Origin of the sequence: Methyloceanibacter sp. (assembly GCF_049590335.1) — a bacterium.
In the GTDB taxonomy this organism is placed as follows: domain Bacteria; phylum Pseudomonadota; class Alphaproteobacteria; order Rhizobiales; family Methyloligellaceae; genus Methyloceanibacter.
Window position 1 is genome coordinate 17,265 of record NZ_JBAWCQ010000029.1, and the last position, 22,485, is coordinate 39,749.

Annotated in this window: 22 protein-coding genes and 1 pseudogene; 7 read left to right on the forward strand and 16 right to left on the reverse strand. The window is 61.1% G+C overall.

The window, feature by feature from the left end; translation table 11 throughout:
* Window positions 1-5: 5 nt before the first annotated feature.
* From WBQ77_RS02020 to WBQ77_RS02030, 3 genes are read right to left on the reverse strand one after another with little or no spacing between them, the layout of a single operon-like run.
* Window positions 6-1,421 (reverse strand): ATP-binding protein, encoded by a 1,416-nt coding sequence (locus WBQ77_RS02020; RefSeq protein WP_424058705.1) that lies wholly within the window; start codon window positions 1,419-1,421, stop codon window positions 6-8.
* Window positions 1,421-2,158, reverse strand: coding sequence for a response regulator (locus WBQ77_RS02025; RefSeq protein WP_424043002.1), 738 nt, complete (start codon window positions 2,156-2,158; stop codon window positions 1,421-1,423). The genes WBQ77_RS02020 and WBQ77_RS02025 overlap by 1 nt, the downstream gene beginning before the upstream one ends.
* A 2-nt stretch (window positions 2,159-2,160) precedes the next feature.
* Window positions 2,161-2,793 (reverse strand): MarR family winged helix-turn-helix transcriptional regulator, encoded by a 633-nt coding sequence (locus WBQ77_RS02030; RefSeq protein WP_424058707.1) that lies wholly within the window; start codon window positions 2,791-2,793, stop codon window positions 2,161-2,163.
* Between the two features lie 185 nt (window positions 2,794-2,978).
* On the opposite strand from WBQ77_RS02030, the gene WBQ77_RS02035 reads away from it, so the two are divergent.
* A complete protein-coding gene (locus WBQ77_RS02035) occupies window positions 2,979-3,869 on the forward strand; it encodes a branched-chain amino acid aminotransferase (protein WP_424043000.1) in 891 nt (296 codons plus the stop codon).
* A 561-nt stretch (window positions 3,870-4,430) separates the two neighbouring features.
* Window positions 4,431-5,063, forward strand: coding sequence for a 5,6-dimethylbenzimidazole synthase (bluB, locus tag WBQ77_RS02040; protein ID WP_424043011.1), 633 nt, complete (start codon window positions 4,431-4,433; stop codon window positions 5,061-5,063).
* Window positions 5,064-5,387: 324 nt separating this feature from the next.
* Here bluB and WBQ77_RS02045 read toward each other — a convergent pair whose 3' ends face one another.
* From WBQ77_RS02045 to WBQ77_RS02065, 5 genes are all read right to left on the reverse strand, one after another.
* The gene (locus WBQ77_RS02045; protein ID WP_424042998.1) at window positions 5,388-5,861 is read right to left on the reverse strand and encodes a molybdenum cofactor biosynthesis protein MoaE; all 474 of its coding nucleotides are present in this window, start codon (window positions 5,859-5,861) and stop codon (window positions 5,388-5,390) included.
* A gap of 2 nt (window positions 5,862-5,863) precedes the next feature.
* A complete protein-coding gene (gene moaD, locus WBQ77_RS02050; protein WP_424042996.1) occupies window positions 5,864-6,118 on the reverse strand; it encodes a molybdopterin converting factor subunit 1 in 255 nt (84 codons plus the stop codon).
* Between the two features lie 13 nt (window positions 6,119-6,131).
* Window positions 6,132-6,758 carry a CDP-diacylglycerol--glycerol-3-phosphate 3-phosphatidyltransferase gene (pgsA, locus tag WBQ77_RS02055; RefSeq protein WP_424058709.1) on the reverse strand — a complete coding sequence of 209 codons (627 nt, stop codon included), beginning with the start codon at window positions 6,756-6,758 and terminating at the stop codon, window positions 6,132-6,134.
* A gap of 57 nt (window positions 6,759-6,815) precedes the next feature.
* Entirely contained in the window at window positions 6,816-8,732 is a 1,917-nt protein-coding gene (gene uvrC / locus WBQ77_RS02060; protein ID WP_424042993.1) for an excinuclease ABC subunit UvrC, read from the reverse strand.
* A gap of 124 nt (window positions 8,733-8,856) precedes the next feature.
* Window positions 8,857-9,612 (reverse strand): SDR family oxidoreductase, encoded by a 756-nt coding sequence (locus tag WBQ77_RS02065; RefSeq protein WP_424042992.1) that lies wholly within the window; start codon window positions 9,610-9,612, stop codon window positions 8,857-8,859.
* Window positions 9,613-10,071: 459 nt separating this feature from the next.
* On the opposite strand from WBQ77_RS02065, the gene WBQ77_RS02070 reads away from it, so the two are divergent.
* The 3 genes from WBQ77_RS02070 to WBQ77_RS02080 all read left to right on the forward strand — a co-directional run bounded on the left by WBQ77_RS02070 (window position 10,072) and on the right by WBQ77_RS02080 (window position 12,727).
* The gene (locus tag WBQ77_RS02070) at window positions 10,072-10,842 is read left to right on the forward strand and encodes a TorF family putative porin (protein ID WP_424042990.1); all 771 of its coding nucleotides are present in this window, start codon (window positions 10,072-10,074) and stop codon (window positions 10,840-10,842) included.
* Between the two features lie 88 nt (window positions 10,843-10,930).
* A complete protein-coding gene (locus tag WBQ77_RS02075) occupies window positions 10,931-11,605 on the forward strand; it encodes a class I SAM-dependent methyltransferase (protein ID WP_424058711.1) in 675 nt (224 codons plus the stop codon).
* 438 nt (window positions 11,606-12,043) lie between these two features.
* Complete coding sequence (locus WBQ77_RS02080) at window positions 12,044-12,727, forward strand: outer membrane protein (RefSeq protein ID WP_424043575.1); 684 nt, start codon at window positions 12,044-12,046, stop codon at window positions 12,725-12,727.
* Window positions 12,728-12,792: 65 nt separating this feature from the next.
* Here WBQ77_RS02080 and WBQ77_RS02085 read toward each other — a convergent pair.
* From WBQ77_RS02085 to WBQ77_RS02105, 5 genes and pseudogenes are all read right to left on the reverse strand, one after another.
* Window positions 12,793-13,116: pseudogene (locus tag WBQ77_RS02085) on the reverse strand (hypothetical protein); the annotation flags it as partial.
* A gap of 211 nt (window positions 13,117-13,327) precedes the next feature.
* Window positions 13,328-14,764, reverse strand: a complete 1,437-nt coding sequence (locus tag WBQ77_RS02090) for a M20/M25/M40 family metallo-hydrolase (protein ID WP_424043577.1) — start codon at window positions 14,762-14,764, stop codon at window positions 13,328-13,330.
* Window positions 14,765-14,871: 107 nt separating this feature from the next.
* On the reverse strand, window positions 14,872-15,087 hold the full coding sequence (locus WBQ77_RS02095; RefSeq protein ID WP_424043579.1) for a cold-shock protein: 216 nt from the start codon (window positions 15,085-15,087) through the stop codon (window positions 14,872-14,874).
* Window positions 15,088-15,303: 216 nt separating this feature from the next.
* On the reverse strand, window positions 15,304-15,603 hold the full coding sequence (locus WBQ77_RS02100) for a hypothetical protein (RefSeq protein WP_424043581.1): 300 nt from the start codon (window positions 15,601-15,603) through the stop codon (window positions 15,304-15,306).
* Between the two features lie 279 nt (window positions 15,604-15,882).
* On the reverse strand, window positions 15,883-16,242 hold the full coding sequence (locus WBQ77_RS02105) for a septal ring lytic transglycosylase RlpA family protein (protein ID WP_424043583.1): 360 nt from the start codon (window positions 16,240-16,242) through the stop codon (window positions 15,883-15,885).
* A gap of 463 nt (window positions 16,243-16,705) precedes the next feature.
* Between WBQ77_RS02105 and WBQ77_RS02110 the strand changes: the two genes are divergently transcribed.
* Window positions 16,706-16,939, forward strand: a complete 234-nt coding sequence (locus WBQ77_RS02110) for a DUF3072 domain-containing protein (RefSeq protein ID WP_424043584.1) — start codon at window positions 16,706-16,708, stop codon at window positions 16,937-16,939.
* A 188-nt stretch (window positions 16,940-17,127) separates the two neighbouring features.
* Window positions 17,128-18,360 (forward strand): lytic murein transglycosylase, encoded by a 1,233-nt coding sequence (locus WBQ77_RS02115; RefSeq protein WP_424043586.1) that lies wholly within the window; start codon window positions 17,128-17,130, stop codon window positions 18,358-18,360.
* 52 nt (window positions 18,361-18,412) lie between these two features.
* On the opposite strand, the gene WBQ77_RS02120 is transcribed toward WBQ77_RS02115, so the two are convergent.
* The 3 genes from WBQ77_RS02120 to WBQ77_RS02130 form a co-directional block, all read right to left on the reverse strand.
* Entirely contained in the window at window positions 18,413-18,856 is a 444-nt protein-coding gene (locus WBQ77_RS02120) for a DoxX family protein (RefSeq protein WP_424043587.1), read from the reverse strand.
* Between the two features lie 760 nt (window positions 18,857-19,616).
* Window positions 19,617-22,022 carry an excinuclease ABC subunit UvrB gene (uvrB, locus tag WBQ77_RS02125; RefSeq protein WP_424058713.1) on the reverse strand — a complete coding sequence of 802 codons (2,406 nt, stop codon included), beginning with the start codon at window positions 22,020-22,022 and terminating at the stop codon, window positions 19,617-19,619.
* A gap of 49 nt (window positions 22,023-22,071) precedes the next feature.
* Window positions 22,072-22,380, reverse strand: coding sequence for an MAPEG family protein (locus tag WBQ77_RS02130; protein ID WP_424058715.1), 309 nt, complete (start codon window positions 22,378-22,380; stop codon window positions 22,072-22,074).
* Window positions 22,381-22,485: the final 105 nt, after the last annotated feature.

The window sequence follows — 22,485 nt, forward strand, 5'->3', positions numbered from 1 at the left end:
TGGACTCAGACAGGCACTTTTAGCACGGCTTTCAAACCGCCGAGATAAGATTGGTCGAGCATGATGTCGCCGCCATGAATACGGGTAATGTCGCGGGCGATCGCAAGCCCCAGTCCCGTAGAGCCCGAATCCTGATTGCGGGCGTGGTCAGAACGGTAAAACGGGCGGAACACCAGCTCCCGCTCGTTCTCCGCGATGCCGGGACCGTCGTCCTCGACCTCGATCGTCAGGAGGCCGTCCGTCTTTCCGGCCGTTATGCGCACGATGCTGGCGAAGCGTGCGGCGTTGTTGACCAGGTTGGCAATTGCGCGTTTGAAGGCATGGCGGCGAACGCGCACCACAAGCGGTTGGTTATTAGTCCTGACCTCGACGGTCTTGCCTTCGAGATCCGTCTTGCCGCCGTGCGCTTGAGAGCTGACCTCGCTCAGAACTTCGCCGATATCCACGTAGCCGATGGCCTCGCCCGAATCGCCCTTCGCGAAAGCCATGTAATCCTCAAGCATGGCCTGCATCTCATCGACATCGGCGCGCATGGCCTCGAGTTCGGGACCTTCCTCCAGCATGGCGAGCTGAAGCCGGAACCGGGTCAGGATCGTCCGGAGGTCATGGCTGACGCCGGCCAGCATGAGCGTGCGCTGTTCCACGTGGCGTTCGATGCGGTCGCGCATCTCCACAAAAGCATGAGCGGCCTGACGCACTTCGCGCGCGCCGCGTGGCCTGAAGTCGTTTGGCATGGGGCGGCCCTTGCCAAAGCTCTCCGCGGCATGGGCGAGGCGCAGGATCGGCCTGATCTGATTGCGCAGGAACAAAATGGCGACCGTGAGCAGGACGACGGATGTGCCCAGCATCCAGACGATGAAAATATGCGAGTTGGACGCATAGGTTTGGCTGCGACGGGCCAGGACGTGCATGACCGCGTCATCGAGTTTGATCCGGATGTCAACGAAGTCGGACCGGCCCACCGTATCGATCCAGAAGGGGCGCCCGATCCGCCGCTCCAACTCATCGGACAGGGTCGAGTCCAGCAGTTTGAAAAAGGGTTTTGTGCGAACTTGCGGGAGATCTTCGCCGGGTGCGAAGCGCACACGCAAGCCAAGATTCTTAGCCGCGATTTCGGTCAGCCTATTGACGTCGTGCTTCTTCGAAAGATCCTCGTGCATGTCAATCAGCATACCGATGTTCTGCACCGTGCCTGTCGACAAGCGATGCGTGACGGTTTGCCAGTGACGTTCCAGGAACACGAAGGCCAGCACGGACTGCAGCAGCACCATCGGCGCGATGATGATGATGAGGGCGCGGGCGTAGAGACCCTTCGGCATCTGCTCGCCGAAACGTGCCAGGAGCCATTTGAGCGGACCTTGCCGTTCGGCTCTGGCTTGCTCCTCGGGGAGCGGGCGGGCGGTATCGGTTGCAGCGCTCATCACTCGGAATAGAGTATGTAGCCCTTGCCGCGCACGGTCTGAAGATAGACCGGGTTGGCCGGGTCGTTTTCGATCTTGCGTCTAAGGCGGTTGATCTGCACATCGACGGCGCGTTCGCCGCCGATCTCGCCATTCTTGCCCGGACCCTTGTCCGAACCTTTGGCGAGTTCATGGCGGGACACTGGCTTTCCAGGACGTTGTGCGAAGTATCGCAGCAGTTCGCGCTCCCGTTCCGTCAGGCGCACGGTTTCGCCGTCGCGCTGCAGTTCGCCGCGGCTGATATGGAAGATGAAATTGCCCATGCGAAGTTCGCCCGCAGGCGCTGTCTGGGCGCCGCGCTTGAGGATGTTGCCGACGCGCAGGAGCAGTTCGCGCGGGTCGAAGGGTTTTGCCAGATAGTCGTCGACGCCCGTCTCCAACCCTTCGATGCGGTGTTCGGGTTCGGCCTGAGCGGTAAGCATGAGGATGGGCACTTGGCTGCGGGTTCGCAGCGACTTTGCGAAGTCGATGCCCGACTCCTTGGGCATCATCACATCGAGTACGAGGAGGTCGAACGCGAGGCTGCGCATCTGCAGGCGGGCGCTCTCCGCGTCAATAGCTATGCTCACGCGAAAGCCGTGGTCGTGCAGGTAGCGCCTGAGGAGCTCGCGAATCCGGCTGTCGTCATCCACGATGAGAATGTGGGGAGCGTTGTCGTCTGGGCCCGTCCCGAGATGGGGTTTGATGCGCGTCGCCATGTTCAACTCGGTTTACCTTCGTCGTTGCGATCAGCCGGAAACGCAGCTGGATCTATTATGGCGGAAACTTTGGGCCGATCTTCGGCATTGATCATAGCTTCAAGAAAGCGGCGAATTGCGGTCTCCGCCTCCGGGCCGGCCGCCGTCAGTGCCGCGCGAAGCCGCACCAATTGCGGCGCGGCCAGTCGCCCGGCCAGAGCCATGCCCCGCTCGGTCGGATAGAGCAACCGTTCGCGGCGGTCCGCCGCGCCGGCTTTTTGCGTGATGTAGCCTTGGTCGATGAGCTGTTTGAGGACGCGCGACAGACTCTGCTTGGTGATGTTCAAGATCTCCAGGAGATCGGCGACACGCAGGCCCGAATGCCGGTTGACGAAATGCAGGACCCGGTGATGGGCGCGGCCAAAGCCAAAATCCTTCAGGATAGCGTCCGGATCGCCCGTGAAATCACGATAGGCGAAAAACAGAAGCTCTGCGAACGCGTGGAGATCGGCCTCGGCAGCATTCTGGGCCAAGCCCTCGGTGTCCTCGTTCATCGTGTCGCCATTGGCCACAGCCGTCCCGTCCGCGCGGGCACCCGCGCGCTTGGCTCCCGGGGTTTTGCGGCCACGGGAGAGGGGTTCATTTAGGTCAGTCATGTTGACATATATTTTGGCTTGGATTATGTCAGCCATGTTGACTTAATACCATCTTGATACGCCCCGCCGTGCCCAGGCGCAAATGCTCTGGCGCGGAAGAGTGTGGTTGGATTTCGGGGCTGATAGTGTGCAGGGGTTAGACGCTCTCCGAAAAACTGGCGCGCCCCATTCAGTGGAGGAAACCCATGTCGGGCTTTGATCAGCGTGACGGCACGATCTGGTTCAATGGCGAATTGATACCTTGGACGGACGCGCGGGTGCATCTGCTGACCCATGCGCTTCACTATGGCAGCGCCGTCTTCGAAGGCATGCGCGCCTATGACGGCGAGATCTTCAAGGTGACCGAGCACAATCAGCGTCTGCGGGAGTCTGCCGAGATTCTTGATTTCAAAGTGCCATACTCCGTTGCCGAACTCGACAAGGCCGCGCGCGACGTTATCGCCGTCAATAATTTGTCGGATGCTTATATCCGCCCGCTGGCCTGGCGCGGCAGCGAGCAGATGGGCGTCTCGGCTCAGAAGACCAAGATCAACGTGGCCATCGCTGTGTGGGAGTGGGGCGCCTATTTCGATCCTGCCGCGGTCGAAAAGGGCATGAAGCTCACCTTCGCCAAGTATCGCCGGCCCGATCCTGCGACCGCGCCGGTCCACAGCAAGGCGGCGGGTCTTTACATGATCTGCACCATCGAGAAGCACCGCGCCGAGAGCGAAGGCTTCGCCGATGCTGTCATGCTCGATTGGCGCGGCAATGTGGCCGAGTGTACGGGCGCCAACATCTTCTTCGTGAAGGATGGTGTTATCCACACGCCTATGGCCGACTGCTTCCTCGACGGCATCACGCGACGCACGGTGATGGGTCTTGCCAAGCAGCGCGGCTGGGAAGTGATCGAAAGACGCATCCTTCCCGATGAGCTTTCGGACTTCAGCGAATGCTTCGTCACGGGCACCGCCGCCGAAGTCATGCCCGTGGGGTCAATCGGTGAGTACAGCTTCAAGCCCGGCGAGATTACGCGCACGCTGATGGCCGATTACGCTGCGCTCGTTCGGCCTGCGAAGTCCATCGCCGCGGCCGGGTAGCGACCGGCCCCTCAATCAGCGACAGGCGACGCGTTCACTTTTTCCGGGATCGCTCTGGCAGATTTGTCGCCCAAGAGTCAAAGCGGTTCTCTATCTTGGGAGAGACGCGGCAGCCTTTAGCGTGCGGCGCGTCGGCGAACACAAAAAGAACGCGGCCTTCGGCCGGGGCCGCAAGACCGCCGCAAGGCTGATATGAGGAAGTATCCAGGCTCGGGCAAAGACACTCCTGACATGCGGGCTGGGCAGCCGAACATCATAAGCCGATTTTAGCCCAGTTCCCGACCTGCATGTAGTGAATTGACCTAAAATGAATAGTTGCATGCCAATCAAGGTTGGAAGGGCCGCGCCGAACGCCCCTAGCTGGACGAACTAGGAAATAAATCCTAGCTTGAGCGACGCTTTTAGAAGCAGCTTGCACGAAACCGAAGCGTGCTAGAATTTGCGCCGATGAAAGCTCTTGGCGAACAGTTCCAGCAGCGTGCAGGGCTCGGATCCGAAGCGGGAGAGGGCGTTCAAATTGCGGATCGCAGCATCGATCGACGCGAGGACGCGAACCCGCAGGTGCCCCAATTCGATGGGAATTTCCGCGCGCGGCTCTACGACCTGTTGCGCTGGCGGCGCGACGTGCGGCGTTTCAAGCGCGAGCCGTTGCCCGAGGGCGCTATCGACCGGCTCATAAACCTTGCCTGTCTGGCCCCGTCTGTGGGGCTCAGCGAGCCTTGGCGGTTCGTTCTCGTGGAGGATCCGGCGCGCCGGGCCGCGATCCGCGTCAATTTCGAGATCTGTAACGCCGCAGCGCTCGCTATGCAGGAGCCAGACAGGGCGGCGCTTTATGCGCGGCTGAAGCTGCAAGGCATGGACGAGGCGCCCGTGCAGGTGGCCGTATTCGCCGACCGGGAGACGGTGCAAGGCTATAGGCTCGGCCGGCTCACTATGCCCGAGACCATCGACTATTCGGTGGTGACGGCGATCCACACGTTCTGGCTCGCGGCGCGGGCCGAGGGGATCGGCGTGGGCTGGGTTTCGATTATCGATCCGAAGGGCGTCACGGCGGCGCTGGACGTGCCCGGGGACTGGATCTTCATCGGCTACCTCTGCGTCGGCTATCCGCAAGCTGAAGACGACACGCCCACCTTGCAGCGTGCGGGCTGGGAGCACCGCCACGCACCCGACACTGTGGTTCTGCGGCGGTAGAGCGTTTGGCTAAGCGGCGGCTTTGCGCTGAAGGAGCGCGAAGTCCAGCTCCGGGCTGATCCTGTTCCAGGTGGCCTCGGTGCCTACGGCCTTGGTGTGGCGTGGCTCCCACGGCCCCGGAGAGATCCCCCAGAAATTCTCCCCTCCCCCAAAGTGCCCGGTAGTCCGGTACGTTCCGGCGTTCCTAGAACCGTTCAAACAGAACTAGGAAGACAATCGTAACTAGGGGGCTGAGGATTGGCGGGAACAGCAGAGGGGCGCGGATGGCCTATTCCCAAGCCGCTAAGCTACGAGGAGGATGGAAGGTTCGCGAGGGTGGGAGCGCTAATCGTGACGCCAGCGGGCGGCTGCCTCGGTGTCGGTCTTTTTCGCCTCTACCCAGCTCTTGCCTTCCGGACCGCTCTCGCGTTTCCAGAAAGGCGCGGAGGTTTTCAGATAGTCCATGAGAAAGCGCGCGGCTTCGAAGGCGGCTTCGCGATGGGCCGAGGCGGTGATGACGAGCACTATGTTGTCGCCAGGCTCGAGCCGGCCCACACGGTGGACGATCAGCGAGGCCGCCAAGGGCCAGCGCGCATGGGCTTCCGTCTCGATGCGTGCGAGTTCCTTCTCGGTCATGCCAGGATAATGTTCGAGGGTCATGGCGGTCACTTCACCCTCAGTCATGCCGTGCGTGTCGCGCACGGTACCGGTGAAGGTCACTATGGCGCCCATGTCGGTGCGGCTGTCACCCGTGGGGCCCTTGCGCAGGGCCTCGATCTCCTTGGCGATGTCGAAGTCGCCGCTCTGGACGCGGATCACGGTTAGCCTCCGGTGACGGGCGGAAAGAAGGCAATCTCTTTTGCCCCGGCGATGGGCGCATCGGCCTTAGTATGCATTTGATCCACCGCGGCGCGGATCGTCTCTTCTTGCGCGAACGCGTTTTCGAATTCGGGTCCGCGCGTCTTCAGCCAAGCGATTAACTCTGCGACCGTGGCGATGCCGCCGGGCAGCTGAATGTCCTCGGACGCGATCCCGGTCTTTTCCTTCACCCAGGCAAAGTAGAGAAGGCGTGTCATTGATTTTAGCTGCCTATTTCGAGTCCGGCATGAGATGGCGCATCGTGGCCCGCAGATAGTCGTAGCCTGTATAGAGCGTGAGAACGGCGGCGATCCACAACAGCGTCAGGCCAAACAGAGTAGTATATTGCCAGACTTTGTCGCCCGCCGGTCCTGCCAGCAGGAAGCCGATCGCGACCATCTGCACCACGGTTTTCCATTTGGCGAGATTGGATACCGGGACACTGACGCTCAACGTCCCTAGGAACTCGCGCAGGCCCGAGACCAGGATCTCGCGGGAAAGAATAATGACTCCGGCCCAGAGCGACCAGCCAGCGATGGTCTGGTTTGCCGCCAGCATCAGCAGCGCGGCGGCGACGATCAGCTTGTCGGCGATTGGGTCGAGCATCTGGCCAAGGGCGCTTTGCTGCTTCCAGGCGCGCGCAAGATAGCCGTCCAGGAAATCGCTGACGCCCGCGGCGATGAATATCCACATGGCCAGCCAGCGGCCCCAATCGGCGCTCACGAAGAAGCAGGCGACTAGCGCCGGAACGGCCAGAATGCGCCCATAGGTCAAGATATTCGGCAGGCTGCCAAAATACCGCCGATCCGCTCCGTGCCTTTTGGGTAGGCCTTGTCCCGCCAATCCTTGCTCCGTCATGTTGCGATCACTCAATTGAGGTCTGTTGCGCCCAACATAGCGCAACGCGCGGCCCTACTAACCGCGTTCATGGAAAAAATCGTAGATGGTCTTTGCCATCTGCTCGCTGATTCCGCCAACAGTTTCGAGATCCGCCACGCCGGCGCGGCTCACGGCCTTGGCAGAGCCGAAATGTTGCAGTAGCGCGCGTTTGCGGGTGGGGCCGATCCCGGGCACCTCGTCGAGAGGTGAGGCGGTGAACCCTTTCTTCCGCCGTGTGCGGTGGGCGCCGATGGCGAAACGATGTGCTTCGTCCCGCAACGTCTGGATGCAATAGAGCACGGGATCGCGTGGTTCCAACAGCAGCGTTTCCTTGCCCTTGCGGTAGATGCGCTCGCGTCCGGCGTTCCGGTTGGGGCCTTTGGCCACGGCGGCGAGATTGATGTCTGTCAAGCCCAGCTCTTCCAGGACCTCGTGGGCCGCGGAGAGCTGGCCCGGCCCGCCATCAATGAGAACGAGGTCGGGCATGGACCAGCCTTCGCCCTCATCGCTCTCGCGCTCCTTAAGAAGGCGGCTGAAGCGGCGGGTCAGCATTTGCCGCATCATGGCGTAGTCGTCGCCAGGGGTGAGGTCGTCAACCTTCATATTGAACTTCCGGTACTGCGCCTTTTGAAACCCTGCCGGTCCCGCCACGATCATGGCGCCCACCGGGTTTGTCCCCGAAATATGGCTGTTGTCGTAGACTTCGACGCGCTCGGGCGGTTCGTCCAGATCGAGGAGTTCGGCGACCCGCGTATAGATGGCGCGCTGGGAGGCATGTTCGGCCAGGCGGCGCCCAAGGGCTTCTTGGGCATTGACCCGCACATGCTCCACCAACTCGCGCCTTTCGCTGCGCTGGGGTGTAAGCACCTCCACCTTGTGCCCAGCCTTCAGCTCCAGCGCATCGGCGAGCAGGCGCTGGCCCACGATCTCGTGTGAAAGTAGGATGTGACGCGGGGCCGGCTTGTCATCATAAAACTGGGCGATGAAGGCTTCGAGCACGTCCTCCGCGGGCAGGGTTTTGTCCGCGCGCGGGAAGTAGGCGCGGTTGCCCCAATTGTTGCCGGCGCGGAAGAAGAAGACCTGGATGCAGGTCTGCCCGGCCTCTTGATGTGCCGCGAACACGTCGGCGTCTTTTACGGTGTGCGGGTTGATGTTCTGGTGCGATTGGATATGGCTGAGCGCCGTCAGCCGGTCCCGTAAGCCTGCCGCGCGTTCGTATTCCTGGGATTCGCTCGCCGCCTCCATCAGCGCGCGCAGACGATGTTTCACCTCGTCGCTCTCGCCGCGCAGGAAGTCCATGGCTTCTTCCACAAGGGCGCTGTAGGCATCCTCAGAGATCTCGCCGGTACAGGGCGCGCTGCATCTTTTGATTTGATAGAGCAGGCAGGGGCGCGTGCGGGCCTCGTAATAACCGTCCGAGCACGAGCGCAATAGAAACGCGCGCTGCAAGGTGTTGATGGTCCGGCCCACGGCGCCGGCCGAGGCGAAGGGCCCGAAATAATCGCCCTTGCGGTTGCGGGCGCCACGATGCTTCAGGATTTGCGGCACCGCGTGGTTGCGCGATATCAAGATGAAGGGAAACGACTTGTCGTCCCGGAGAACCACGTTGTAGCGCGGCTTCAGCCGCTTGATGAGGTTCGCCTCGAGGAGAAGGGCCTCCATCTCGGTCTTGGTGGTCACGAACTCCATGGCCGCCGTGTCGGCGATCATGCGGGCGATGCGGTTGTTGTGGCCGGTACCTCGCGTATAGCTCTGGACGCGCTTCTTCAGATGCCGCGCCTTGCCAACATAGAGCACCTGTCCATCGGCATCGAACATGCGATAGACGCCGGGGCCTGGAGGCGCCAGCTTCGCATGACGGGCGATGACATTGGCGCCGGTCTCGGCAGCCTCGTCCGGGTCTCGCTTAACGAGCGGCGCTTCATCAGCGCTATCAGTGCGTTCGTCTGTCATGAAATTGTGTCGTGTTGTCGCCTGGGCAATGGCCGAAGGCGTACCCGCTGCTCAGACTATGGGGTGGCTTATGCCACCTTCAAGGGGGCACCTTCAAAGGAACTGCGGGCCACGCAGGATCGCATCAGCTGGCGTCGGGGCGCCAATTGAGATGCCGCCCGCCGTCCAAAGCGATCATCTGGCCTGTGATCGACTGTGTCGCCAGGAGAAAGCGGACCGTCGCGGTAATATCACTCATTGGGATGGCTTGCTTGAGAAGTGTGTCGCGGCATTCGCGCGCAAAGTCTTCGTCCGACTGACCTTCGAATGGCAGGACCGGGCCAGGCGCGATGGCGTTCACCCGAATCCTCGGGGCAAGCGCCTGGGCGAGTGTGCGAGTCGCCGTCCAAAGAGCCGATTTGGCGATTGTGTAGGTAAAGTAATGCGGGTTCAGCGCATAAACCTTTTGATCGATGAGATTGATGACATTGCCGGGGGCGTCATCCGGAAGAGCGCTCGCAAAGGCTCTTGTTAGAAAGACAGGCGCGCGCAGGTTGATGTCGTGGTGCTGTGTCCAGCCCGCTTCGTCGAAATTGTCCGGCCAGTCCCAGGCGAAGCAGGCCGCGTTGTTGGCGAGGCAGGTCGCGGGACCGAGCGCCTCAGCGCAGTCCTCGATCAACATGGGCAGGGCCCGAAGATCGGACAAATCGGCCTGCAGGGCCGCCGCATGGCCTCCGAAGGCCTCGATTTCTGCGACGAGGCTGGCGGCTTGCGCCTCGGACGCGTGGTAGTGAATGCCGACGCGCCACCCATGCCGGGCCAAATCAAGCGCGATAGCGCGTCCGAGCCGGCGGGCTCCGCCGGTGACCAGGGCGCATGCTTTTGGAGTGTGGGCTGACATGCTGTCCCTTGCGCTTTCTCTTGCGGCGATGGCGTTGGAAAAGGCCTCGGCGCGGCTGCTCGGGGCCCCGAGCAGGGCACTGTATGGGACGCCTTTTGTGGGAACAAGACAGTTGGGTGCGGGTTGGCGCGGTCCGGGTCGGCCCAACATGAAGTTCTCGGCCCGGAATGAGCCTGCAGAGACGCGCCTCAACTGCTCATCTAATGTGCACCCATGCTGAGATTTGCCTAGTAGGCACTCACGAATACGCCAAGGTGGGACAAAATACCGCCAACCATTGCAGACTAGTCACACCATTCCAAATCTTTCTTGAATTCCTTGATTTGCCGTTGCTTCGGAGCAGGTGCCTACTATGGTCGAGGTCACGGGGGACGTTGCACCGCGATAACACCGTGTCATCAGCTTCCCAAACCACGAAGTCAGATCGTCAGGGACAGGCGAAAAGTAGGAGACTGGACAATGGCTAGGCACACTGCGGGGATTTTCAAATCTGCAGTTCTGGGAGCGGCGCTTATCGTTGTTTCGGGACTTTCGGCACAGGCTCAGGGGCAGGACCCGGGAGACCAGGCAATTAGCCCGTTCAGCGGCTCGGGGAATCAATTTGAACTTAGCGCGACAGCGGCTCTGACCTCAGACTATGTGTTCCGTGGCCTTTCTCAGACCAGCCAGGACCCAGCCATTCAGGGCTCTTTTGATGCGTCTTACGGCATCTTCTATGCTGGCGTGTGGGCTTCGAACATCGACTTTGGCAACAACATTGAGATTGACTGGTATGGCGGTATCGCTTCTGACTGGAATGGTCTCGGCTACGATGTTGGTGCCATCTGGTACACCTATCCGGGTTCGAACGGCGGTCTCGACTACGTTGAGATCAAGACAGGCCTTTCTTACGGCTTTGGCGACAACTTCACTGCCGGTATCACGAACTACTGGGCCCCGGACCTTCTTGGCGGCTCCAATGCCCTGGAAGTCGGTGGTGAGTATACCTTGGGTCAATGGTTCAACTTCTTCGATCCCAGCGTCAGCGGCTTAATCGGTTGGCAGTGGTTCGATCAGGCTCAGGACTACACGTTCTGGAACGTCGGACTGACCCTCGGCTTTATGGAGAACTGGGCCGTCGACGTCCGCTACTGGGATACGGACTACAGCAACAATGCCTGCGCTACATTCGGCCTCAACCGCGATGATTGTTCATCCCGCGTTGTCGGTACTCTCAGCGCGTCGTTCTAAGTCTGATCTAGGCACGTTTCTACCCAAAGGGGCGCCGTTTTGGCGCCCCTTTTTTGTGTGTACAGGTAGCCGTCCTTAAGTTGATGTCATGAGCGAACGGACTCAAGCCACGAAACGGTCAAGCGAGGACGCGATCGTAGAGGCGCACGCCATCTACACGCCGCTTTCGCTCTCGTTCTATGACTTCGCGGTCCATGGACTCTCCAATCGCTTTGTTTGGATGTGTCCGACGTCGAAGATCTTCGGCCTCTACGTGCGGCACTTATCGCCGAGTCATTTGGAGGCAGCCGTCGGCACGGGACTGTTCCTCGACAGGGCCGGCCGCAGCTTCGACCGGCTCGTCTTGCTGGACATCAATATGAATTGCCTCGACTTCTCAGCGCGACGGCTTCGCCGTTTCGATCCAGAGTGCCACGAGGTAAATCTTTTGGCGCCGATCGGCTTGGCCGTGCCGCCGTTCGATTCGGTAAGTCTCACGTACGTGCTCCATTGTCTGCCCGGCCCCATCTCGGAGAAGCTAGTGGTCGTAGATCATCTGAAGCCGCTTATGGCCGATCGTGCGGTATTGTTCGGAGCAACTATTCTGGGCCGGGCTGTAAATCCTAATGGGCCGGCGCGCGCATTGTTCCGCCTCTACAATGAGAAAGGCGTGTTCAACAATCTAGAGGACGATTTGGCCTCACTCACAGAAGGGCTGGAGCGCCGCTTCACCCATGTGGAGATCGAACAGCATGGCCTTGTGGCCATCTTCCATGCGCGTTAGGCACCGCGACTACTCAAGCACGCCGATGCCGCTGCCAGACCTCTTGGCTTGATAGACGTCGAATGTGAACCGGCTTGACGATTGAGAACTGGACGGCGACGGCCATCTAACTAACGCGGCAAATAAGCTCGCTGTCGGGTTTTGCAGGGCCATGCTTAAGGGTGCTCCTCTGCTCCATGGTGACGGTCCAAAGCAACTTCTTCGCCCGATCAATTGCGTGTTTCTCTTGCCGCATCGCGAAACGCTCTCTTCACGCTTCCGCCGCCATCCGGTGAGGGCTTGGTGCTGCCTTTAACCCGCCACTAACCCTACGAAGTTTTCCCGCCCTTCATCGTTAAGAGACGTTTAGGGGCACGGTCTATTCTTCGGGGGTGAGTGCTGGGTTTCGTTACGGGTTTTGGGGACGGAGGGCCTCTCGATCCTTTGAGGGAGTGTCTTATGCGTACGGGATTTCACCGGGCTTTCGCCTTTACCGCCACGTTTGCCGTCTGCGCCACGGCGTCCATGTCTGCGTTCGCGCAGGATTCGTACGGCCTATATGACGGCGGTTCCTATTTCGGCTCCGCGATCCAGTCGGACGAGATGTTCGAGGGTTGGTGGCTTGGCGGCACGATCGGCGGCTCGTCAGTCAGCTACAGCCTTTCGCCCGGCACGGTCGATTCCGACGGTGTGATCGGCGGTGTTGTCGGCGGCTTCAGCTGGCAGCATGGTCCTGCGGTAATCGGTATTGAAGGCGATTACCTGGCGTCCAACATCGATGGCGGCGGAGTGATCAATGGCGCTCCGAACAGAGCAAAAGTGGGATTCGATAGCATGGCGGATCTAAGGCTCCGTCTGGGTTGGACGATCATGCCGAATCTCTTGCTGTTCGGTACGGTGGGCGGCGCCTTGGCGAATGCGGATCTTTATGTGAGCGGCCCTGGCGGCGGCTTCAAAGATACGACGTTTACCGGTTGGAGCGTGGGCGCCGGCGCCGAATATGCTTATGACAAGGATTGGAGCCTGCGCTTCGATTATCAGTTCACGGACTTCGGCAAGGAGACGATCACGTATCAGGGTGGTAAGCAGACCTTCGATCCGGATTCGAATTCGCTCCGCGGTTCGCTTATCTATCGCTTTTAGACGGCGGCACGGCGATACGCCGGAGCGGACATCAAACAGGTTTCCGCGCCGGCATGTCACCGCGATCATGTCCGGTTTGAGCCATTTGTTGGCGGCCATGAACTCGCCTTCAATTTTTTCGGGCGACAGGAAGCGTGGCGTCGTCGGATCGTCGAGGCGCTCGGGATCGTGACCTGCTCATAAGCCTTTCGCGCAGCCGCGAAGTAGGCCGACGGCGATAGGCCCGAACATGTCCGGTGCGTCCTGTATTCGTGGATGATGAATCCTTTGTCCGGCATGATGCCGTCCATCTCTTGGATCACATCGGATGGAATCCACGGCCGGTTACCGTGATAGCAATCCTCCGGCCAGACCAAATTGTATTGCGGCCACAGCCCTTGCAGGACGAAGTCGGCCCCGCGGTTTGTGTCGCATTAGTTGTCGCCGCGCCGCCCTCCTTCTGTCAGGCAGTGGGTTGGAGATCAGCTAAGACCGAGCGCGTAATGCTCGAACACACCCGGGCCAGCGTGCTGGAAAGCCTGAGGGCGGTCGCCATCACAAGTTCGCGCTTGCACGATGTAGAGTAGAGCCGCCGCCAGAGCGAGGGCGCAGACATACGCGCTACGCCGCGTCATTGGTGCCACCAAGCGCGGCCAGGATACGCGCCCAGCTTCGCGCGCCCTTTTCGAAGCTGCTGAGATTGTACTTCTCGTTCGGCGAGTGAATCTTGTCGTCCTCCAGCGCGAAGCCCACAAGCAGCGCGTCCATGCCAAGCCGGGTCCGGAACGCTTCGACAATCGGGATCGAGGCGCCGCAGCCGACGATGACGGGGGCCTTGCCCCACTCCGCCTCGAGGGCTTGCGCCGTCGCACGAAAGGCGGGCGCATCGGTGTCGAAACCGACAGCCGGCGATCCACCTTCGCCGCGATACGTGGCACTCACATCGGCCGGAAGGCGCTGTTCGATGTATTGGTGCAAGCCATCGATGACTTTTGCGGGTTCTTGCCCCGGCACCAGGCGGAAGGAGAATTTGGCCGAGGCTTCGGCGGGGATCACGGTCTTGGTGCCCGGTCCGGTATAGCCGCCGGTGATGCCGTTCACCTCGATCGTGGGCCGACTCCAAAGCTGTTCGACAACGCTGCAATCGGTCTCGCCCGCAGGCACGCTCAAGCCGACCTCGCCGAGAAAGGCATCCCCATCGAAGTTCAGCGCGCGCCAGGACTCGCTTTGTGCAGGCGAAGGATCCGTCACGCCGTCGTAGAAACCGGGAAGGGTGACACGCCCGTTATCGTCGTGCAGGCCGGCGATCAGGTCGCCGAGGACGCGAATGGGGTTCTGAGCGGGTCCGCCATAGATGCCCGAATGCAGATCGCGCGAGGGGCCGTTGAGTGTGACTTCCGAAAAGGCCAAGCCACGCAGGAACGCGGTGACGGCCGGCGTCTCCGCGTCCCACTGACCCGTGTCACAGACAAGCGCGATGTCCGCTTTCAGGGAGTCGCCATGGGCGACAAGAAAAGGCTCGAGACTTGGACTACCGGATTCCTCTTCGCCTTCCAGCAGGACCGTGACGTCGACGGGAAGCGTGCCCTCGGCTACGATCCAGGCACGGCAGGCTTCGATGAAGGTCATAACCTGGCCTTTGTCGTCGGAGGCGCCACGAGCCACGATGACTTTGCCATGGGTGGCATCGTCGACAATCTGAGCCTCGAAGGGCGATGCGTTCCAAGCCTCCAGGGGATCGGGCGGTTGCACGTCGTAATGACCGTAAAACAGAACATGGGCGCGCGGGGTGTCGTCTGCGCCAAGGCGCCATCGCGCCACGACCATCGGCTTTCCGTGGGTCGGTTCGACGCGCGCTTCGAAGCCGATCTCGCGCAAGGTCTCCGCGCACCATTCGGCGGCCTCAAGGCAGGCGCCGTGATAAGCCGGATCGGTTGAAATGCTGGGAATGGCGAGGAACGCGGACAGGCGCGTCAGGGCTTCGGGCCGGCCCTTGGCAAGGGCGTCCAAAATGCCGTCAGGCGCATAGTTCGCCGCGCCGTTGTCCTGCAATGTCATGGCCTCGCCCATGTCGTCCCGATCGGCAAGTAAAGAACCCGCCGGCGACAATAACGTCGAATGACGCCAGTATCGCGGCGGGTCAGCGTGTTCAGTTGTTTGGGAAGTTATTCTCCGAGCTGGACATCGATGGCCTGGGGACCTTTGCCCCGGCGGTCCGGCTCCGTCTCGAATGAGACCTTTGCCCCTTCGTCAAGCGCCGGGAGGCCCGAGCGCTGCAGTGAAGAGATATGCAAAAACACGTCCTTCCCGCCATCGTCCGGCGTAATAAAGCCGAAGCCTCGCGTGTGATTGAAGAACTTGACCGTACCGGTCTGACGCATGGGAAGCTCCTTTCCCCCTCCTATAGGCCCCGCGCGCGCGCGGAATAACAGGCAAGTCTAGGAAACCGGAAAAGAAACCACGTCACTTCCCAAGGAGCGTGCGCGGCCAGCCTCTACCCTGGTTCGCAGTCTGCCCAATAAAGAGCCTCACTGTAGTTGCGTCTGCTAGTCATGTGCAAGACCCGAAAATGGTCTACGCCGATAAGAACTAGGCGTTTAGTTGGGGTAGGGAGACTGGTTCGGCGGGCCGTTGAGTTCATAACCGCTCGCGCCATAGTCGTAGCCGGGAGACTGTTTGGAGTCCTGGGGCATCTCTGGAACGCCCCAGACATCGCTCAAGGTCCAGGATGTGCCCCCGATGGCCGGCCCGCGATGAGGCTTCTTGAAGACCCCCCCGGAGCGTTCGTTGCGGGCGCTGTTCTGAGCTTCGGCCGTATCGAGAGTCAGGCCATAGGACGTCGCGACGATGAGGGCAGCGAGGGGAAGCGTTCTGATGAACGCCGTAAGCGTAAGCATTTAGGTAGCCTCCGGTCAGGCCGGGCCTTGTTTGGCCCGTCTTTAGAATCCTCAATCTACGTGGTTCGGGCGCTTCTTGCACGCACCTTCGAAGACCTGGTACTCGAAACACCAATAGCTCTGAGACTATGCAGACTTTCGCGGCCGATGCCTATGGCTTCTCGGCAACGGTATTGAATGTTCTGCGAATCTTGCCTGCCGAATTTAGATTAAGGGGGACGCCCGGTACTGGCCAGGCGTCCTGCAGCCCGCCCCGACGGCGAAAAACAGGCCCGCCAGCTAGTTGAGGCGGGTCACGCTCACCTTCGCGGTGCCGGCGCTGATCATGCCAAGCTTCGCGGCGGCGGCCTTCGATAGGTCAATGATCCGGCCACCGGTAAAGGGTCCGCGGTCATTGATCCGCACGACCACGGAGCGCCCGTTTCTCAGGTTTTTCACACGCACCTGGGTGCCGAAGGGCAGACTCCGGTGCGCCGCCGTGAGGGCGCTGGGGTTCATACGCTCACCGCTGGCGGTGATGGAGTGGAGGGCGTACCACGAGGCGCTGCCCACCTGGGCCGCGTTCGCGGCGTTGAGCGGCAGCAGGAAGGCTGCCAAGAGAAGTCCCACTGATAGTAGTTTCGCGCGCATTTTCAACATGCGTTTCTTGTCTCCTTAAATGCTTGGGAGGGTTTTGCGCGAGGCCGTCGCACTGCCGTTGCGAGTTGGCCACGCTCTTTTTGCAGGGCCTGAAATCTATCCAAAAAGATGGCGAGAAACTGGCTGCTGCGCGGTCATTGGAAGGCTATTTGCTGATGGCGCGGCCACTTTTTTGTCAAATATTACAAAAGCCTCAATTTCTGCGTGGGGTGCCGTCACGTGATGACGGACGCGCAGGCGCATGTAGGGAACACGGCAGGATGAGGGGCGGGCGATGCTTGGTCCGCCATGTCGCGTTCGTAGGTGCTGTAAACCCGGGACAGACGTGCCGAAAATCTAGGCTCTGCGAATCTGTGTCCAAATCATTGACTTGTATCAGCTAATCCTTGCCCTTTTTGGTCCCTATTATAAGACTCATATGCACAAATGGATTCCAATGGGGAAAGCCAAGGACGCGTGAGAAATGGAACAAGAGAAGAGGGGGCCTGAGGGTCAAGAAAGCCAGTATATGGTTCGCGAGGCCAACGGTGTTGAGCCGATGACCGTCGCGCAGGCCGACCATCTCAAGACATTAGCCGATCAGATGCATGAGCCCGACGCATTCGAGCAAGGCTTGAGCAGCCGTGAGGCCTCCCGGCGCATCGATGTGCTGCTGGAGAAGATCAGGATTTGCGATCTGCCGCCGCATACCGATTAGGAGCGGTTTTTTCCAGCATTGCGCCCTAGACCGGGCGCGCGTTTCTCAAGCGCCTCCGTCTTTCGTGCCGGACACCGCGTTCGGTGCGATGGCGCCATTTTGCAGTGGCGTGACAAGCGCGCTTCGACAATCGAAATTGCGCGCCTCTGTGCTTGACGGATGCTGCCCGACTGGGTTGAGTGGCGCGCATGTCTACACACCCCCTGACTCGCGTCATTCGATTCACAGCGCTTGCTGGCCTCTGTGCGGCGGTGCTGTTCGGTTCCGCTTCGTCCGCGGTTGCGCAGAGATGTCCCGGCGCCGCTGGATTTAACAAGTGGCTGCAAGGCTTCAAACAGCAGGCGCTTGCCGAGGGTATCTCGGCGCGAACCGTGGCCACTGCCCTGAACGGTGTCACCTACGATCCCAAGGTCGTGGCCAAAGACCGCGCCCAAGGCGTGTTCGCGCAGGACTACCTGACCTTCCAACGGCGGATGGTGAACAAAAACCGGTTGGCGTCCGGCCGTGCGCGGCTAAAGAAATATGCGCCGGTTGTCAAACAAATCGAAGAACAATATGGCGTACCGGGCGCCGTGCTCGTGGCCTTTTGGGGGCTAGAAACCGACTTCGGCGCCTTCATGGGAAGTATGGACAGCATCCGTTCGCTGGCGACGTTGAGTTACGATTGCCGCCGGCCGGAGGAGTTTCGAGCCCAGCTGCTGGACGCATTGCGCGTCCTCGACCGGGGCGATCTGTACCGCAAACAGATGCGCGGGCCGGCTCATGGCGAGGTGGGCCAGTTCCAGTTCCAGCCCAGCACCTATTACAACTTCGCCGTCGACTATGATGGCGACGGGCGCCGCGATCTCGTGCGCAGCGTGCCCGACTCGCTCGCCTCCGCGGCGAACTACATCGCTGCGAAGGGGTGGCAGCCCGGTCAGCCCTGGCTGGAGGAAGTGATCGTTCCCAAAAACCTGCCCTGGGATCAGGCGGACGTCACCATTCAGCGGCCCCGTCTCTTCTGGTCCAAATACGGGGTGAAGTACCGCAATGGTCAGCCCGTCCCGGCCGATAGTACGCCGTCCGCGCTGCTTCTGCCCATGGGACGGAACGGACCGGCGTTCCTCGCCTATCCGAACTTCATCAATGTATATCTGGATTGGAACAATTCGCTGGTCTACTCGACGGCGGCCGGGTACTTCGCCACGCGGCTGGCGGGCGCACCGACGCTTCGCACGGGCAATGCCCAGCCCTTCAGTGCTGCAGGGAGCAAGCAGCTTCAGCGGCTGCTGGTCCAGCGCGGATACGATGTCGGCAAGGTGGACGGCGTGATTGGCGCCGCGACCCGGCGTGGGATCCGTGCGATGCAGCTTCAGTATGGGCTGCCGGCGGACGGCTATCCGAGCAACGCACTGTTGCGGAAACTGCAGGCCGGCGGCTAGCGCGCACCGGCCGTATTTTCCCGAGGGTCCTGCTTTGGGCCCTTCAGGCCGGCTACATCATGCGCCGCCACAGGAGGTGATCGACCGAGATCGCCCCGGGGCCGCGCGCGACAAGCAGGAACAGCAGTGCGAACCAAAGGATGTGGTCGGGCCAGCCGGACGGGTACACGAAGATCTGAATCACGGCGACCATGCCGATAAAGGCAAGGGCCGTCAGCCGTGTGGCGAGGCCGATAACCAGCAACACGGAGCCGATCAGTTCCTGATAGGTGGCGAGGTAAGCGGCGATCTCCGGCGGTATGACAGGCACCTTGTATTCCTCGCGGAAGAGGAAAAACGCGGTGCTCTTGACCTGTAAGTAGTCGTCCACCTTGGTCTGGGCTGAGCGCCAGAACACGGAGGCTACCGAGAGCCGCGCGACCAGCGCGACTAAGCTATAGGGGATCCGTTCGGCCAGCCGCCTTCCGGTCTCCAACCAATCGATCAATATGGACATGTCGCCTCCCTGCGTGTGCCGGACTTTATCTGGTCCTACGCTACCCGAGCTGGCCGTCACGCAGGGCTCATATCTCCTCACAAGCGCTTGACCGGTTCGTGCGGGCGCGCGCACGAAAAAGCCTGGCACGGAGCCGGGCTCTTCGACGCAGAACTGTCGCTTTCCGGAGCCGAGCTGGTTGTCCGCGCGGGCGGCGCGCGGACAAGAGGCGGCAGTCCCGGGAAAGCTTAGGTCGACTGCAGACTATTTGTACGGCACGGGAGCCGGGGGGAGCTCCGTGACCATGGCCTGCTGGTGCATATGGAAACAACCGCCAAGGGCGAGCGTCGTGGTGATGACCGCAAGTGCGATGATGGTGCGCATAACTGATTCCCTCTACGCGTTACGTACTCAAGTCGGTACGAAGCAAATTTCGCTTCATAGGCTTGAAAAAGCGTTAAAAGGGGGACCGGATTGAAACGGTCCCGCTTTTTCGTCGTTTTGCAGCCAATAGCCAAAGCCCTAAAAACCAAGAAGCCCGGCGCGAACGCCAAGCTTACGGGTCGATAGGCTTCCGCTCGCTTGTGCTACGAGGAGCGGGGAAGAAAGATCCATGTCCATCGAGGAATGCGTTCACCAGGTCCTCAGGACATGTGGCAGGAGACGTCTAGCGCGGTAGATCTCTATACCCGGACCCAAGGTTAGCGCGGCGCATGGACGCTCTCCTTGCGTTGGATTAAGAGTGGGGCGCAGAGTTCACTGACGTTCGTCAGACCACGCCCTAGCAGCTTTTACCTTTCAACGCGCGGGTGCCGGGCTTGCCGGAGCGGGACCGGGGTTTTGACTTACGCAAGGGGATCTCACGGTTGTGCGGTCCCATTTCGTCCAGGCTCGGCTTGTGCGGGCGGGACAGGTCGACGGAGGAGGCGGACCGCTCAAGCTCCGATTGCCGCGCTAGCGGATCGTTGGCGATGGCGAGTTCTACTTGACGCAAGCGCTTGACCTCGTCGCGCAGGCGCGCAGCCTCTTCGAATTCGAGATCGGCGGCGGCGGTGCGCATGCGCTTTTCCATGTCCGCGATAACGCTTTCGATATTGTGGCCGACGGTGCCCTCTAGGGGCGTTTGGCCGTCTTCGGCGAAGCCCGCGCCCGCATCCACCAGCACGTGGTCGCGCTCGTAAACGCTCGAAAGAATGTCGCCGATGTTCTTTTTCACGCTCTCCGGCGTGATGCCGTGGGCCTCGTTCCAAGCCACCTGCTTTTCGCGGCGGCGCGAAGTCTCCGCCATGGCGCGCTCCATGGAGCCCGTTATACCGTCGGCATAGAGAATGACCTTGCCGTCCACGTTGCGCGCCGCGCGGCCGATGGTCTGCACGAGCGAGGTCTCGGAGCGCAAGAAGCCTTCCTTGTCCGCATCGAGAATGGCCACCAGGGCGCATTCGGGAATGTCGAGACCTTCACGCAGGAGGTTGATGCCGATCAGCACGTCAAAGGCCCCAAGCCGTAGGTCGCGAATGATCTCGATCCGCTCGAGCGTCTCCACGTCCGAATGCATATAGCGCACGCGCAGACCATGCTCGTGCATGTATTCGGTTAGGTCCTCGGCCATGCGTTTTGTTAGCGTTGTAACGAGCACGCGATAGCCGTTGGCCGCCACATTGCGCGTTTCGTCGATCAGATCGTCAACCTGGGTGGTGGCCGGGCGGATTTCGACCGGCGGGTCCACGAGGCCCGTCGGCCGGATGACCTGCTCGGCGAACACACCGCCCGTCTGCTCCAGCTCCCAGCCGCTGGGAGTCGCCGACACATAGACGGTCTGCGGGCGCATGGCGTCCCACTCCTCGAAACGCAAAGGACGATTGTCCATGCACGAGGGCAGGCGGAATCCGTATTCCGCCAGCGTGGATTTGCGCTTGTAGTCGCCCCGGAACATGGCGCCGATCTGGGGCACGGTGACATGGCTCTCGTCGACGAAGACCAGCGCGTTGTCGGGAAGGTATTCGAACATCGTGGGAGGCGGCTCGCCGGGATTTCGCCCGGTGAGATAGCGCGAATAGTTCTCGATGCCGGCGCAGGCGCCCGTGGCTTCGATCATTTCGAGATCGAACAGGGTCCGCTGTTCCAGGCGCTGCGCCTCCAGGAGCCGTCCTGCTCCGTTCAATTCGGAGAGGCGCTTTTTCAGCTCGTCCTTGATGCCGCGTACCGCCTGCTTCAGCGTCGGCTTCGGCGTCACATAGTGCGAGTTGGCGTAGATCTTCACGACGGCGAATTCATCGGTCTTGGCGCCGGTCAGCGGGTCGAATTCGACGATGGCCTCGATCTCGTCGCCGAACAGCGAGATGCGCCAGGCCCGGTCGTCCAAATGGGCCGGCCAGAGCTCGATCGTGTCGCCGCGTACGCGGAAGCTGCCGCGCGCGAAATTCATATCATTGCGCCTGTATTGCAGCGCCACGAGATCGGCCATCAATTGCCGCTGTTCGATGCGGTCGCCTTTCTTCAGGCTGAACGTCATGGCGGTGTAGGTCTCGACCGAGCCGATGCCGTAGATGCAGGACACGCTGGCGACGACCACTACGTCGTCCCGCTCCATCACGGCGCGCGTCGCCGCATGGCGCATGCGGTCGATCTGCTCGTTGATGGACGAATCCTTCTCGATATAGGTGTCCGTGCGCGGGATGTAGGCTTCCGGCTGGTAGTAGTCGTAATAGGACACGAAATACTCGACCGCGTTGTCGGGGAAAAAGCTCTTGAATTCGCCATAGAGCTGTGCGGCCAGGGTCTTGTTGGGCGCGAGAATCAGCGCGGGCCGCTGGGTGCGCGCGATGACCTGGGCCATGGTGAAGGTCTTTCCCGAGCCGGTGACGCCGAGCAGCACCTGATCGCGCTCCTTTGCGTCCACCTGGGCCACGAGTTCGGCGATGGCCTGAGGCTGGTCGCCCTTTGGTTCCATCTCCGTCCGCAGTTCGAGCCGGATTCCGCCTTCGGACTTCTCCGGCCGAGCCGGGCGATGGGGAGTGAAGGGGGTTGCCGCGCCGGTGACCAGGGGATGGTCCTGGATCAGCGGCTGGAGCGCCTCGCCGAAACCGGGGTCGCGACGGTCGCCGGATACAGGCAGGCCGGCATCTTCGCCGGTGACTGCGCGCGGTTCCGCGCGGGAGCCGAAAGTTTTGGGAGCGCGAGGAGGCATATTCGCGAATATGGCGGCGGCGAGGGGCGTTGGCTAGAGGGCAGGAGCGCTATGCCGCGGTAGCGATGATGACAGCCATCCATAGAAAGGCAACGAGCTGCACGGCAAAAAAGGAAAAGCGAATGCCGACGGTGATGTTGGTTTCCGGAAGGATCATATGGACCAGGCTCTGGCAAACCTGTGCGATCAGGATGGTGACCGCCAATTGGTCGAGGTGCGGCGTGTCTATCCCCGCTACGGCGGCCGTCAATGCCAGAGCTGCGTAGATGGGAAGGTTCTCTACACAGTTGGCATGCGCTCGCGTGGCGCGGCAATAGGCAGGCGTTCCCTCGGCGACCCCGCCCGGGAAGTCGGCCAACTCGGCTTAGCGCGACAAGATGCGGCTCCAGCGATGGACGCCGATGCCCGAAAGGAGTACCAGCACGGTCCAAACCGCGAAGGCCAATAGTACCCAGAGCGGAAT

Excerpts from the sequence above, each read along its gene's own strand:
- WBQ77_RS02020 (WP_424058705.1), bottom strand. The coding sequence starts at position 1,421 with ATGAGCGCTGCAACCGATACCGCCCGCCCGCTCCCCGAGGAGCAAGCC.
- WBQ77_RS02025 (WP_424043002.1), bottom strand. The coding sequence starts at position 2,158 with ATGGCGACGCGCATCAAACCCCATCTCGGGACGGGCCCAGACGACAAC.
- WBQ77_RS02030 (WP_424058707.1), bottom strand. The coding sequence starts at position 2,793 with ATGACTGACCTAAATGAACCCCTCTCCCGTGGCCGCAAAACCCCGGGA.
- WBQ77_RS02035 (WP_424043000.1), top strand. The coding sequence starts at position 2,979 with ATGTCGGGCTTTGATCAGCGTGACGGCACGATCTGGTTCAATGGCGAA.
- moaD (WP_424042996.1), bottom strand. The coding sequence starts at position 6,118 with ATGACACGCCTTCTCTACTTTGCCTGGGTGAAGGAAAAGACCGGGATC.
- pgsA (WP_424058709.1), bottom strand. The coding sequence starts at position 6,758 with ATGACGGAGCAAGGATTGGCGGGACAAGGCCTACCCAAAAGGCACGGA.
- uvrC (WP_424042993.1), bottom strand. The coding sequence starts at position 8,732 with ATGACAGACGAACGCACTGATAGCGCTGATGAAGCGCCGCTCGTTAAG.
- WBQ77_RS02065 (WP_424042992.1), bottom strand. The coding sequence starts at position 9,612 with ATGTCAGCCCACACTCCAAAAGCATGCGCCCTGGTCACCGGCGGAGCC.
- WBQ77_RS02070 (WP_424042990.1), top strand. The coding sequence starts at position 10,072 with ATGGCTAGGCACACTGCGGGGATTTTCAAATCTGCAGTTCTGGGAGCG.
- WBQ77_RS02075 (WP_424058711.1), top strand. The coding sequence starts at position 10,931 with ATGAGCGAACGGACTCAAGCCACGAAACGGTCAAGCGAGGACGCGATC.
- WBQ77_RS02080 (WP_424043575.1), top strand. The coding sequence starts at position 12,044 with ATGCGTACGGGATTTCACCGGGCTTTCGCCTTTACCGCCACGTTTGCC.
- WBQ77_RS02090 (WP_424043577.1), bottom strand. The coding sequence starts at position 14,764 with ATGACATTGCAGGACAACGGCGCGGCGAACTATGCGCCTGACGGCATT.
- WBQ77_RS02095 (WP_424043579.1), bottom strand. The coding sequence starts at position 15,087 with ATGCGTCAGACCGGTACGGTCAAGTTCTTCAATCACACGCGAGGCTTC.
- WBQ77_RS02100 (WP_424043581.1), bottom strand. The coding sequence starts at position 15,603 with ATGCTTACGCTTACGGCGTTCATCAGAACGCTTCCCCTCGCTGCCCTC.
- WBQ77_RS02105 (WP_424043583.1), bottom strand. The coding sequence starts at position 16,242 with ATGTTGAAAATGCGCGCGAAACTACTATCAGTGGGACTTCTCTTGGCA.
- WBQ77_RS02110 (WP_424043584.1), top strand. The coding sequence starts at position 16,706 with ATGGAACAAGAGAAGAGGGGGCCTGAGGGTCAAGAAAGCCAGTATATG.
- WBQ77_RS02115 (WP_424043586.1), top strand. The coding sequence starts at position 17,128 with ATGTCTACACACCCCCTGACTCGCGTCATTCGATTCACAGCGCTTGCT.
- WBQ77_RS02120 (WP_424043587.1), bottom strand. The coding sequence starts at position 18,856 with ATGTCCATATTGATCGATTGGTTGGAGACCGGAAGGCGGCTGGCCGAA.
- uvrB (WP_424058713.1), bottom strand. The coding sequence starts at position 22,022 with ATGCCTCCTCGCGCTCCCAAAACTTTCGGCTCCCGCGCGGAACCGCGC.